Origin of the sequence: Micromonospora sp. NPDC007271, from assembly GCF_040634005.1 — a bacterium.
Lineage (GTDB): Bacteria > Actinomycetota > Actinomycetes > Mycobacteriales > Micromonosporaceae > Micromonospora.
This window is the reverse complement of sequence record NZ_JBEYER010000123.1, coordinates 5,973-18,842: the sequence shown is the minus strand read 5'-3', so window position 1 is coordinate 18,842 and position 12,870 is coordinate 5,973. Positions and strand designations below refer to the sequence as shown.

General features: G+C 72.6%; 10 protein-coding genes. 1 reads left to right on the top strand and 9 read right to left on the bottom strand.

Going from position 1 to position 12,870, the window contains the following annotated elements:
* Nucleotides 1–162: 162 nt before the first annotated feature.
* Together ABZ570_RS30085 and ABZ570_RS30080 are read right to left on the bottom strand one after the other, a co-directional pair.
* Nucleotides 163–825 (bottom strand): DedA family protein, encoded by a 663-nt coding sequence (locus tag ABZ570_RS30085; RefSeq protein ID WP_358070891.1) that lies wholly within the window; start codon nt 823–825, stop codon nt 163–165.
* Nucleotides 826–848: 23 nt separating this feature from the next.
* On the bottom strand, nt 849–1,247 hold the full coding sequence (locus ABZ570_RS30080) for a glyoxalase (RefSeq protein WP_358070889.1): 399 nt from the start codon (nt 1,245–1,247) through the stop codon (nt 849–851).
* A gap of 159 nt (nt 1,248–1,406) precedes the next feature.
* Between ABZ570_RS30080 and ABZ570_RS30075 the strand changes: the two genes are divergently transcribed.
* Nucleotides 1,407–4,265 carry an aconitate hydratase gene (locus ABZ570_RS30075; protein ID WP_358070887.1) on the top strand — a complete coding sequence of 953 codons (2,859 nt, stop codon included), beginning with the start codon at nt 1,407–1,409 and terminating at the stop codon, nt 4,263–4,265.
* Between the two features lie 62 nt (nt 4,266–4,327).
* Here the strand turns inward: ABZ570_RS30075 and ABZ570_RS30070 are convergent, their stop codons facing one another.
* The 7 genes from ABZ570_RS30070 to ABZ570_RS30040 form a co-directional block, all read right to left on the bottom strand.
* Nucleotides 4,328–4,933 (bottom strand): ATP/GTP-binding protein, encoded by a 606-nt coding sequence (locus ABZ570_RS30070; RefSeq protein WP_358070885.1) that lies wholly within the window; start codon nt 4,931–4,933, stop codon nt 4,328–4,330.
* On the bottom strand, nt 4,914–5,303 hold the full coding sequence (locus ABZ570_RS30065) for a DUF742 domain-containing protein (RefSeq protein ID WP_358070883.1): 390 nt from the start codon (nt 5,301–5,303) through the stop codon (nt 4,914–4,916). The genes ABZ570_RS30070 and ABZ570_RS30065 overlap by 20 nt, the downstream gene beginning before the upstream one ends.
* A complete protein-coding gene (locus tag ABZ570_RS30060; RefSeq protein ID WP_358070881.1) occupies nt 5,300–5,725 on the bottom strand; it encodes a roadblock/LC7 domain-containing protein in 426 nt (141 codons plus the stop codon). The genes ABZ570_RS30065 and ABZ570_RS30060 overlap by 4 nt, the downstream gene beginning before the upstream one ends.
* 68 nt (nt 5,726–5,793) lie before the next feature.
* Nucleotides 5,794–8,283 (bottom strand): nitrate- and nitrite sensing domain-containing protein, encoded by a 2,490-nt coding sequence (locus ABZ570_RS30055; protein WP_358070879.1) that lies wholly within the window; start codon nt 8,281–8,283, stop codon nt 5,794–5,796.
* Nucleotides 8,284–8,389: 106 nt separating this feature from the next.
* Complete coding sequence (locus tag ABZ570_RS30050) at nt 8,390–10,006, bottom strand: prenyltransferase/squalene oxidase repeat-containing protein (RefSeq protein ID WP_358070877.1); 1,617 nt, start codon at nt 10,004–10,006, stop codon at nt 8,390–8,392.
* A complete protein-coding gene (locus ABZ570_RS30045; RefSeq protein ID WP_358070875.1) occupies nt 10,003–10,911 on the bottom strand; it encodes a terpene synthase in 909 nt (302 codons plus the stop codon). Before ABZ570_RS30045 ends, ABZ570_RS30050 begins: the two co-directional genes overlap by 4 nt.
* Complete coding sequence (locus tag ABZ570_RS30040; protein WP_358070893.1) at nt 10,908–12,248, bottom strand: cytochrome P450; 1,341 nt, start codon at nt 12,246–12,248, stop codon at nt 10,908–10,910. The genes ABZ570_RS30045 and ABZ570_RS30040 overlap by 4 nt, the downstream gene beginning before the upstream one ends.
* Between the last annotated feature and the right edge of the window lie 622 nt (nt 12,249–12,870).

The window sequence follows — 12,870 nt, the reverse complement described above, 5'->3', positions numbered from 1 at the left end:
CTCCTACCACATCAGCGTGGACAACCTCGCCGACTGGATCGCCACCCGCGGCTACTCGGCCTCCTGACCCACCGACAAGGGCCGGCCCCCACCCGGGGCGGGCCCTTCGTCATCCCCACACCCGACCGACCCCCACCGAAGCCAGCCGCCCCCACCCGCGGGTCAGTGATCGCTGCCGGCCCCCACCGGCTGGGCCTCGACGGACGGCTCCGTCGACTGCAGCCGGTGGGCCCGGCGCCGCAGCCACCAGGTGCTGCCGAGACCGGCGAACACCGCGATGGCCAGCCCAGCCCAGGAGATGTCCTTGAGCCAGTGCTCGGCCGCGCGGCCGACGGTGAACAGCAGGTACGTCGTGCCGAAGGCCCAGACCAGGCCGCCGGCCGCGTTCGCCACCAGGAACCGGCGGTACGGCACGTGCAGCGCGCCGGCCAGGGGCCCGGCGAGGATCCGCAGCAGGGCCACGAACCGGCCGAAGAAGACCGCCCAGACGCCGTGCCGAGCGAAGCTCTGCTCGGCGCGGGCGATCTGTGCCGGGCCGAGGTGCCGGGGGAAGCGCCGGCCCAGCCGGGCGAGCAGGGGACGGCCGCCGCGGCGGCCCACCGCGTACCCGACGGAGTCGCCGATGATGGCACCGGCCGCGGCGGCGGTGGCCACCCACTCCGGCTGCACCACTCCGGCGGCGGCCAGCAGCGCCGAGCTGACCAGGACGATCTCGCCGGGCAGCGGAACGCCCATGCTCTCCACGCCGATCACCCCGGCGACGATCAGGTAGACCACGCCTGGGGGAAGCGCGGAGAGCCAGTGCTGCACCTCTACCACTGCCACCCCCTGCGATCCGACCTCGAACCCTACCTCGGGTCCGGCGTACCGACGGTCCGCTCATCCGGCAACCAGCCGGCCGGGGCCAGGAACTCCAGGCGGTTGCCGTGCGGGTCGTACGTGTGGAACCTTCGCATGCCGGGGATCTCTTCGTCACCCCAGGTGACCCGGTGGCCGGCGGCGGCGAGCCGGGCGGCGAGCACGTCGAGGTCGGGGCGGAGCAGGGCGGGGTGTGCCTTGCGGGCGGGCCGGAAGTCGTCTTCGACGCCGAGGTGCAGCTCCGCGTCGTACCCGGTGAACCAGCAACCACCGCGGGCGGCGAGGGCTGGCGGTTTGGGCTTCTCGACCAGGCCGAGCAGGCCGACGTAGAAGGCTCGGGACGCGTGCTCGGAGCCGCGCGGGCAGGCGAGCAGCACATGATGGATCATGGTGGGCACCTCCTCGTCCCAGACCCTGGCACGAGGTTGCACGGATAGCAAGACGGACGTACGGTTTTGTTGAGCGCCGGACGCAGGTAAGTGTCGCCTAACCACAGCAACACGCCGGCCGGTGCGACAGACTGCTCAGGACTACTCACGGTCGCTGGTGTGAAGGAGTACGACGTGGCGAGCCTCGACACCTTCGGTGCGAAGACCCAGCTACGCGTCGGAGACGCGAGCTACGAGATTTTCAAGATCGACAAGGTGGAGGGCCACGACCGGCTGCCCTACAGCTTGAAGATCCTGCTGGAGAACCTGCTGCGGACCGAGGACGGCGCGAACATCACCGCCGACCACATCCGGCAACTCGGCGCGTGGGACTCCACCGCCGAGCCGAGCGTGGAGATCCAGTTCACCCCGGCGCGGGTGCTGATGCAGGACTTCACCGGCGTGCCCTGCGTCGTCGACCTGGCCACCATGCGTGAGGCCGTCCGCGACCTCGGCGGCGACGCCACCAAGGTGAACCCGCTCGCCCCGGCCGAGCTGGTCATCGACCACTCCGTCATCGCCGACCTGTTCGGCCGCGAGGACGCCTTCCAGCGCAACGTCGAGCTGGAGTACGAGCGCAACAAGGAGCGCTACCAGTTCCTGCGCTGGGGCCAGACCGCGTTCAACGAGTTCAAGGTCGTCCCGCCGGGCACCGGCATCGTGCACCAGGTCAACATCGAGTACCTGGCCCGCACGATCATGGAGCGCAACGGCCAGGCGTACCCGGACACGGTGGTCGGCACCGACTCGCACACCACGATGGTCAACGGCCTGGGCGTGCTGGGTTGGGGCGTCGGCGGCATCGAAGCCGAGGCGGCGATGCTCGGCCAGCCGGTCAGCATGCTGATCCCGCGGGTCGTCGGCTTCAAGCTCGCAGGCGAGATGCCGGCCGGCACCACCGCCACCGACCTGGTGCTCACCATCACCGAGATGCTGCGCAAGCACGGGGTGGTCGGCAAGTTCGTCGAGTTCTACGGTCCGGGCGTGAGCGCGGTGCCGCTGGCCAACCGGGCCACCATCGGCAACATGTCCCCGGAGTACGGCTCCACCGTCGCCATCTTCCCGATCGACGCCGAGACCGTCCGTTACCTGGAGCTGACCGGCCGCGACCCGCAGCAGGTCGCGCTCGTGGAGGCGTACGCGAAGGAGCAGGGCCTCTGGCACGACCCGGCCCGCGAGCCGGAGTACTCCGAGCGGCTGGAGCTCGACCTGAGCACCATCGAGCCGTCCCTGGCCGGCCCGAAGCGCCCGCAGGACCGGGTGCCGCTGGGCAACGCGAAGACGCTGTTCCGCTCGGCGCTGACCGACTACGTGGCCGCCGACGAGACCGGCGGCGACCCGGCCCGCACGCCGGGGGTGCCGCAGCAGGAGACGCCGTTCGGCGTGCAGGGCCGCGCCGACGAGGCGAGCGCCGAGTCCTTCCCGGCCAGCGACTCCCCCGCCGCCGGCACCGTCGCCGATCCGGCCGACGAGCCGCGTGACCTGGTCAACGCCGCCAAGGGCTCCGGCGGCCGGGTCAGCAACCCGGTCCGGGTGACCGGCCCCGACGGCGTCGAGTACGAGCTGGACCACGGCGCCGTGGTGATCGCCGCGATCACCTCCTGCACCAACACCTCGAACCCGCAGGTCATGATCGGCGCCGCGCTGCTGGCCCGGAACGCGGTGGAGAAGGGCCTCTCCCGCAAGCCGTGGGTGAAGACCACCCTGGCCCCCGGCTCCAAGGTCGTCATGGACTACTACGACCGGGCCGGCCTCACCCCCTACCTGGAGAAGCTCGGCTTCAACCTGGTCGGCTACGGCTGCACCACCTGCATCGGCAACTCGGGCCCGCTGCCGGAGGAGGTCTCCGCCGCGGTCAACGAGGGCGACCTCGCCGTCGTGTCGGTGCTCTCCGGCAACCGCAACTTCGAGGGCCGGATCAACCCGGACGTCAAGATGAACTACCTGGCGTCCCCGCCGCTGGTGGTCGCGTACGCGCTCGCCGGCACCATGGACATCGACCTGGCCAACGAGCCGATCGGCGAGGACAGCCAGGGCAACCCGGTGTTCCTGCGGGACATCTGGCCGAACAGCGCCGAGATCCAGGACGTCATCGCCTCCGCGATCGGCGCCACCGGCTTCAGCTCCGCGTACGCCGACGTGTTCGCCGGTGACGAGCGCTGGCAGTCGCTGCCCACCCCGACCGGCGACACCTTCGCCTGGAACGCTGACTCCACCTACGTCCGCAAGCCCCCGTACTTCGAGGGCATGCGGCGCCTGCCGGCGCCTGTTTCCGACATCAGTGGGGCACGGGTGCTGGCCAAGCTGGGCGACTCGGTGACCACCGACCACATCTCCCCCGCCGGCTCGATCAAGGCGGACTCCCCCGCCGGGAAGTACCTTGCCGAGCACGGCGTGCCGCGGCACGAGTTCAACTCGTACGGTTCGCGCCGGGGCAACCACGAGGTGATGATCCGGGGCACCTTCGCCAACATCCGGCTGCGTAATCAGTTGGTGCCGGGCGTCGAGGGCGGCTTCACGGTCAACCACCTGACCGGCGAGCAGACCTCGATCTACGACGCCTCGATGGCGTACCAGGAGGCGGGTGTCCCCCTGGTCATCCTGGCCGGCAAGGAGTACGGCTCCGGCTCGTCCCGCGACTGGGCGGCCAAGGGCACCATGCTGCTCGGCGTCAAGGCGGTCATCGCCGAGTCGTACGAGCGGATCCACCGCTCGAACCTGATCGGCATGGGCGTCCTGCCGCTGCAGTTCCCGGTCGACACCGACGCCCAGTCGCTGGGGCTCACCGGCACGGAGACCTTCACCATCACCGGTGTCACCGCCCTGAACGACGGCGAGACCCCGCGTACGGTCAAGGTCACCACCGACACCGGCGTGGAGTTCGACGCCGTGGTCCGCATCGACACCCCGGGTGAGGCGGACTACTACCGGCACGGCGGCATCCTGCAGTACGTGCTGCGCCGCATGATCGGCAGCTGACGTCGTACCCGGACAGGGCCCCTTCCCGCGCTCGCGGGGAGGGGCCCTGCACCGTCGGGGGGTCAGCCGTCGGCGCGACGGCGCTGCTCGCGCAGCTTCATGGCGTGCTCCAGCAGCGTGATCAGCACCTCTTTGGCCGACTCCCGCTGCCGCGCGTCACAGAGCACCACCGGCACTCCCGGGTCGAGGTTGAGCGCCGTCTGCACCTCGTCGAGCCGGTGCCGCCGAGCCCCCTCGAAGCAGTTCACCGCCACCACGAACGGCGTGCCCCGCTCCTCGAAGTAGTCGATCGACGGGAAGCAGTCGGCCAGCCGCCGCGTGTCGGCAAGCACCACCGCGCCGAGCGCGCCGAGCGCCAACTCGTCCCAGACGAACCAGAAGCGGTCCTGGCCGGGCGTACCGAACAGGTAGAGCACCAGGTCGTCGCTGATGGTGATGCGACCGAAGTCCATCGCCACGGTGGTGGTCTGCTTCCCCTCCACCCCGGAGAGGTCGTCGACGCCGACCCCGGTCTCGGTCAGCACCTCCTCCGTCCGCAGCGGCCGCGTCTCGCTCACCGCGCCGACCAGGGTGGTCTTGCCGACGCCGAAGCCGCCGGCGATCAGGATCTTGATCGCGGTGGGCAGCGGGGCCGCTCCCGCCGGCCGCTCAGAGCGCCCGTAGTCCATTGATTACCGCCTCGAAAACACTGTCGTCGGGAAGGCCGGCGGGGGTCGCGCGCGGCTCACGGACCTGCACCAGGTGACGGGCCACCAGGTCACCGAGAAGGACCCGGACGGTGCCCACCGGCAGGTCGAGGTGGGCGGCGATCTCGGCCACGGACTGCATCCGCTGGCAGAGGCCGACGATCGCCAGGTGCTCCGGGCCCAGCCCGGACTCCGCGCTCACGTCCGCCCTGGTCGCGGTGACCAGGGAGATCAGGTCGAAGGTGCCGGTGACCGGGCGGGCCCGGCCGCCGGTCACCGCGTACGGGCGCACCACCGGACCCGCGTGGTCGTCCACCCACTCCTGTTCGGCGGACTCCGCCCGGCCGGTCATCGTGCCGGATTCTCGCCGCTGGAGGATTCCCGGGTCGGCGAGGCGACGAACCGGCCGACCCGGGTCACCAGCATCGCCATCTCGTACGCGATCAGGCCGACGTCGGCGTCCTCGGAGGCCAGCACGGCCAGGCAGGCGTTGCGCCCGGCCGCGGTGACGAAGAGGAACGACGACTGCATCTCGATGATGGTCTGCTGCACCTGGCCGCCGCCGAACCGCTTGCCCGCACCCCGGGCCAGGCTCTGGATGCCCGCCGCCATCGCCGCCAGGTGCTCGCCGTCGTCCCGGCTCAGCCCTCGCGACGAGGCCATCAGCAGGCCGTCAGTGGACAGCGCCACGGCGTGTTCCGCCTGCTTGACCCGGCCGACCAGGTCATCCAGCAACCACGTCAGGTCCGCGCTCGAAGCCGTCTTCTGCGCCACTCGTCGTCCTCTTCTCCCCCGGCTTTTGTCGCCGTACTCGTCTGGGGTCCGCCGCCACGGCGCACCCCTCAGGTCGCCTGCCCGTCGCCGGAGTCCGGTTCGTCGCCGGCTCCGTGCGCCCCGTCGAGCAGCCGCGCGGCGTCGGTCCGGCCGCGGCGGGTGCCGCTCTGGTAGGAGCTCATCATCCGGCGCACCTGCTCCGGCGGGCGCACCGCTTCGTCGTCGTCCTGCTCGGTGTCCGGATTGGACGGCTCCTGCCGCAGCTCCGGCGCGAGGCTCGCCTGGCGTACCCGCACGGGCAGGCCGAGGTCGGTCCGTGCCGGGGCGTCACCGGTCGTACTCACACGTTCCGCCGGAGTGTCCACGGTGGTGAGTTCCGCCGGCACGCCCGGCCGCTCAACCGTCGGCTGCCGTCGCCGGGTACGCGCCGGCAGCCCGGACGGGGTCAGCGCCGGCGCCTCGGCGCCGACCGGAGCCGCCGGCGGCTCCGGCGCGCTCGCGGGCTCGTCTCCGAACTGCGCCGCGCTGGCGGTCTCGGCCACCGCCACCGGGGCGGCCGGCCGTTCGACCGCCGGCTCGAACGGCCGGCCCGCCGCCGCACCGGCAGCCGCCGACCCGTTGTCGACCGGGGCGGTCCCGACGCCGGCCGGGAAGCCGCCCGAGGTGCCGGCCTCCGCCTCGTCGGCGGTGACCAGCTCGAGCGGGATCATCACCACGGCCGTCGTGCCGCCGTACGCGGATTCCTTGAGCTGCACCTTCACGCCATGCCGCTCGGTGAGCCGGCTGACCACATACAGGCCGAGCCGGGCGGCGTTGGCCAGGTTCAGCTCGGAACGGTCGACGATGCGGTGGTTCGCGGCGGCCAGATCCTCCTCGCTCATGCCGAGGCCCCGGTCCTCGATCTCGATGGCGAAGCCGTTCGCCACCATCTGCCCGCGCACCTCCACGGTGGTGTGCGGGGGCGAGAAGGAGAGGCCGTTCTCGATCAGCTCGGCCAGCAGGTGGATGACGTCACCGACGGCCCGGCCGGTCAGCGACACCGGCCCGATCGGCAGCACGTTCACCCGGGTGTAGTCCTCGACCTCGGCCACCGCGCCGCGGATGACGTCCACCATCGGCACGTTGCGCCGCCAGGAACGGCCGGGGGTGGAGCCGGAGAGGACGATCAGGTTCTCGGCGTTGCGCCGCATCCGGGTCGCCAGGTGGTCGACGCGGAACAGGTCCTCCAGTTCCTCGGCGTCGTGCTCGCGGCGTTCCATCGCGTCGAGCAGGGTGAGCTGGCGGTGGACCAGCGCCTGGGTCCGCCGGGCCAGGCTGAGGAAGACCTCGCGGACGTTGCGGCGCAGCTCGGCCTGCTCGACGGCGGTCCGGATGGCGGTCTCCTGCACGACGTTGAACGCCTTGCCCACCTGCCCGATCTCGTCGTCGCCGAACTCGAGCGGGGGCGCCTCCCGCGCGACGTCGACCTCCTCGCCCCGGCCCAGCCGCTCCACCACGCCGGGCAGCCGCTCGTTGGCCAGCCGGAACGCCGCCCCGCGGAGCCGTTCGAGCTGCCGGACGAGCGCACGGGCGGTGCTGATCGACACCACGACGGAGGCGATGACGGCGAGCAACCCGAGACCCGCGGCGAGCACCACCCGGACGATGACGCCGATGGCGACCGGGGTCGCCCGGGCCACGATGTCCTTGCCGCCGGCCAGGATGACCCCGCGCAGGTCCGTCATCGCCTGCTCGGCGGCGGCCTGCCAGGCCGGCGCCGATACCGGCGGCCGGACGTCGCTGCCCTTGGCTTTCAGGACCCGGTCCTGGAGGGCGCGCAGCCGCTGGAAGGAGTCGCCGTCGATCACCTGCTGGTACCGGGCCTGGTCGGTCGGGGCCAGGTTCTGCGCCGTCCGGTCGGCGAGGTACCACTGGGCACCCACGAGCCGGGCGAAGGTGGTCTGCTCGGCCATGGTGATCCGGTTGGCCGCCAGGGCACCGGTCAGCAGCGCGTCCTGCTGCGACAGCAGCTCGCGGGCCCGGTTCAGGTCGATCAGGGCGGCCGTGTCCCGGGCGATCTCCCGGTCGTCCAGACCACCGAGGGCGTCGAAGACGTCGAAGATGGCACCGACCGCCTCGTCGTACGCGGCCAGCGTCGCGGTCCGGTCGATGGTCTTGCGCCCCACCGCCTCGCGCACCCCACCGAGCTGCTCGACCTTCGTCCTGAGCTCGGCGATCCGCCGGACGAGCTGGTTGCTCGCCGGCAGCTCGGTGCGCCAGTCCTGAGCGGACTTCCACAGGACCGCGGCGGCCTCGTCGGTCCGCCGCTGCTGCACGGTCAGCTGCTGGAGCTGGCCCGGGTCGGACTGTCCCAGGTAGGACAGCGACAGCCGGCGCTCGTTCTGCAGCTGGAGCAGCAGCGGGTCGCTCGGCTCGAAAACCCGGGCGTTGAGCGTCTGGACGCCCAGCAGGTTGAAGCCGTCCCTTACGGTCACCCATGCCGCGAAGGCCCAGAGGGCGAAGAGCGACACGAGCAGGGCGACGATCTTCGTACGGATATTCGTACTGCGGGAACCCATCACAACTTCCTGGCCGGGTGTTCGGTCGCGTGCCCGAAGTCGTCGGCGATCCGATCGACTCCGGCGCACGCTAGCAGCGTCGCGAATTTGACTCAAGCGATCCTGATCATGACCGGTCGGAGGAAACCGGTCGGGCCCGAATCGCCGGGTCGCCACCCCACAGCGCCGCGCGCACCGCCGCACGTACGATCAACCCTGGTCGATAGAGGTCTTTGTCGTGCCACAACGGCGGTCCGTCGTCGCCCGGGTCGTCCAATTCGGACAGTCTATGCCGGCCGCGGGCGACGGCCGCGGCGACCTCCGCGTCGGCCGACCGGCCCGCGCCGAGCAGGGCCAGCACGGCGTACGCGGTCTCCTCCGCGGTGCCCGTCCACCGCCCCCACGAGCCGTCCGGCCGCTGGGCGGAGAGCAGCCAGTCGACGGCCCGGCCGACCGCGTCACGGGCCGCGCCGCCGCGGGCGTGATCGGCGAGGGCGAGCACCGCGCAGTAGGTGGCGTAGTGGGGCGAGGCGTGCCACCGGTCGGTCCACCGCCCGTCGGCCTCCTGCCCGGCGACCAGCCAGGCGGTCACCCGGTCCACGGCTGCCGTGACGCGGGGCTCGGCGGCCGGCCCGGCCAGCGTGACGTGGTGCCCGAGGGCCTCCAGCACGTGGGCGTTGGTGGTGATCGAAGCCCCGTCCTCCCCCGGCCAGGTGCAGAAGTGGACGCCGGTGTCATAGCTCCAGAGGCTGGCCGGGTCGACCGGGCGGCCGAGCCGGGCGAGGGCGTACAGGGTCACCGAGGTGGTGTCCGCGTCGGCGGGCAGCCCCGGCCCGGTGGCGGCGCCGGTCGGGCCGACGGCGGCCCGTAGCTCGGCCACCACCGCGGCGGGCACCGCCATCGGCACACCGGCCCGGGCCAGGATGCTCAGCACCCAGGCGCGCTCGAAGACGGCGATCGGGCTGGTGCAGGGCACCGGACCGGCCCGGCCGATCTCGCGCAGGTAGTCCACGGGTCCGCCGGACTCGCCGGGCCCCCCGAGCCAGGCGGCGGTCGCGGCCGGCGACGCCCCGATCGTCCCCGGGCCGGCGGGCGACACCCCGGCCGCCCGACGGGCCCACCCGCCGCCCACCTCGAGCGCGTGCGCCAGTTTCTCCGGCACCGGTCCGCCGGCGGCCAGCAGACCGCGTACCCGCTCCAGGCGACCGGGGTCCAGGCCGGCCGGCAGGGGCAGCCGGGGCCGGTCGCGCCACGCGGCCAGCCCGGCCGGCGGACCCTCCGGGCCGTTGAGCCGCTGGTCGATCGACTCGATCAGCGCCGGCACGATCAGGTCGGTGGCCGGCAGGTCGGGCAGGGCCGGCGCGGCCGGGTCACCGAGCCACGCCGCCACGAAACGCAGCCCCCGCTCGGCCGCGCCGGCCAGGTCGGCGGTGGTCGCCGGGCCCCGGTCGCCGCGGCTGAGCGCCGTCAGCAGGGCCTCGACGGCGCTCAGGCTCGGCACCAGCGCGTACCCCTGCGGGCCGCCCCAGCCGCCGTCGGCCCGCTGCCGGTCGAGCAACCACCCGATCCGTACGTCGTGGCCGGGCAGCCACGGCGCGAGGGCGAGCAGGCGGGCCGTCTCGTAGACGGACGGCGAGGTCTGTCCGAACGGGTCGTGTGCCATCGCCGCGATCAGATCCCGGACCCGGTCGGCGCCGGACCGGCCCGGATGGACGGCCACCGGACGGTTGGCGACCACACTCATCGCGTACCCCAGAAGTCGGTGAGACGGTAGAAGCCGCTGGTGAAGCCGAGCTGCCGGGACAGGTAGTCGGCCTCCCGCGGGCAGCTGGGCCGCAGCTCGGCCAGCAGGCGCCGGCAGTGGTCGAGCTGTGTCGCCAGCCGCCGGTCGATCTCCGCGCGGTCGTCCACCAGCATGATCGCGTTCAGGTCACCCCACTCGCGGTCGCGCTGGTACGTGCCGAGGTCGTTGACCAGCCGCAGGGCCCGCTGCACCTCGTCGCTGACCGTCATGAGCCGGGGCAGGTGGCGGTGGCTGTCGGGGGATCCGGTGTGGATCCAGTGCGCGACGTTGACCACCGTGGCGGCGAGGTTGTCGGCGTTGTCCAGGTACCCGTCCAGGGTGGGCCGGGGTGCGTTCCCGGTCTTCCACTCCCACTCGCGGGCCATCGCGGCCAGGGTGCGGTCGATCTCGTCCCGCCACAGCCCCCGCAGCCCGGCGAAGGCCGGGTCGGCGGCGAGGTCGTCGCGCAGGTCGGCGAGAAAACGCCCCAGCGGGTCGTCGACCGTGGCGCCGTCGGCCACCGCCAGGCACGTCTTCGCGACGAGGTCGATCTCCGACCGGGACGTCGCCAGGTGGTCGACCTGCCAGTCGACCGCGAAGCCCCAGAGCACCGCGCGGTTGGTGAGCGCCAACTCCTCGGCGGTGCACCACGGCGCGCTGAACGCCATGGCCAGCGCGATGCTGCTGAACAGCGTCGCGTCGAAGGGCCGGCTCGGAAAGAGATCGGGGTACGCGGCGGCCCGCCGTTGCAGGTCCCGCTGGCCCCGGGCGGCGAGCGCGCAGATGCGGCCCTGCTCGGCGGCCTCGGCGAGCTGCCCGCCGTCAGGTTGTCGCGCCGCGCCGCCTCCGACGGGAGTGCCGGTCATGCCCGCGCCGTCCCGGCCGAGGACGCCAGCAGCGTCAGCTCGACCCGTTGACGCGGCCGTAGCGCCGCGGCCAGGCGCAGGCCGGGCACCCCCGGGCGGCGCAGCCGGAAGCGGTAGCGGCTGAGCATGGTGGCGAGGATGAGCTGCGCCTCCAGGTAGAACAGGTACATCCCGAGGCACTGGTGCGGGCCACCGCCGAACGGGAAGTGGGCGTACCGGTGCCGGGCGCGGACCCGCTCCGGCCGGAACCGCTCGGGGTCGAACTCGTCCGGCCGCTCCCAGAACTGCGCCATCCGCTGGGTGATCAGCGGGCTGGCCACCACGGTCGCCCCGGCCTCGATCGGTACGCCGTCGATGACGTCCGCGGCGACCGCCCGGCGTGGGATGATCCAGCCGATCGGGTACAGCCGCAGCAGCTCGTCCAGGACCATCCTGGTGTAGGTCAGCTGGGTCAGGTGCTCACGACGGACCGGTCCGCCGCCCACCACCCGGTCGATCTCGGCGTAGAGCCGGTCGGCGACGTCGGGGCGCTGCTCCAGGTGCGGCCAGAACCAGGTGAGCACGTTGATGGTGGTCTCCGTGGTCGCCGCGAACATCGCCACCGTGTCATTGCGGACCTGCTGCTCGTCGAGCTGCCGGCCGTCGTCGGTCCGGGCCCGCCACAGGGTGGAGATGATGTCGTCGCCGTCGTCGGCGACCGCCCGGGTCGCCCGGACGACCGGCACCAGCACGTCGTCGACGATGCGCTTCGCCCGGCGGAACGGACGGTCACCCGGCATCGGCAACGACAGCGGGGCGAACGGCACGATGATCCGGGGGATCACCGCGGTGGCGATCACGTCCTGGGCGTCGACCACCCGCATCGCGTCCGACACGGAGATCTTGTCGGCGAAGAGCACCCGCATGATCGCGCGGCAGACGATGCGCGTCTGCTCGACGCCGATGTCGACGGTGTGGCCGGCGCGCGACGGCTGGTCCAGCTCGTCCACCGCGTCGCGGACGGCCTCGGCCATCCCGTCGATCAGCGCCTCCACCCGTTTGGCGGTGAACATCGGCTGGAGCATCCGGCGGCTCGCCGACCAGATCCGGCCCTCACCGAGGATCCCCTCGCCGAACAGCCGCTTGACGGGGCGCCAGAACAGCCCGTCGCCCGCCCGTTCGTAGTTGTCCGCCCGGTCGCGCAGGACGTGCTGCACGTGTCGGGGGTGGGTGACCAGGTAGGGCCGGAACGACCCGAGGTTGATCCGGACGATCGATCCTGCCGTCCGGTTGCCGACGTCGATCAGCGCGCGGGCCGGGTCGCGGAGCATGCCCGGCAGGATCTGACGCAGCGGCACGGTGCGGAGCTGCCCCGCGGATTCGGCAGCGGGATGTGGATGGTCCACCTGACGCTTTCCCCCCTGGGTCTACTCGGTGTGGCGATACCGTCATGACCCGTTACCTTGCCGCCCGAGCATGCCAGCCGAAGCGGCGGATCAAAAGAGCAAAGAGGAAAACATCTCACGCAGCAAAATTCCCGCTGTCGAAAATGGAGCGCGTACGCATCCCGTCGGCCACAAGGGTTCCTGAGCCGACGCGCCCGGCCGGCAGCGTCCACCATGGCCGGACCGGCCAGCCGGGCCTGCCAGGTGAGCGGCCGGGACCAGTCCCGGTCGGGGCGCTGCCGCCAGGCGACCGGCCAGGGCAGCACCAGCGGGCCCAGGCATCCACCACGTCCACGATCAGCGCGCGCCCAGCGGCCGGCCCATCGAGCAGCTCCTGCCCTCCCGGTCACCTCGGCCGGCTCGTCTCGGACGCCGGCCAGCTCCGCCGCGTACCGTTGGGCGCGAGGCCGGCCAGGTCGGCCGCGGGTGGGCGGCGCCTCGCCGGGGCGGTACACCGGCAGGCCGGGCAGCGCCGTGATGGCCGGGGCGGTACACCGGCAGGCCGGGCAGCGCCGTGATGGCCGGGGCGGTACAC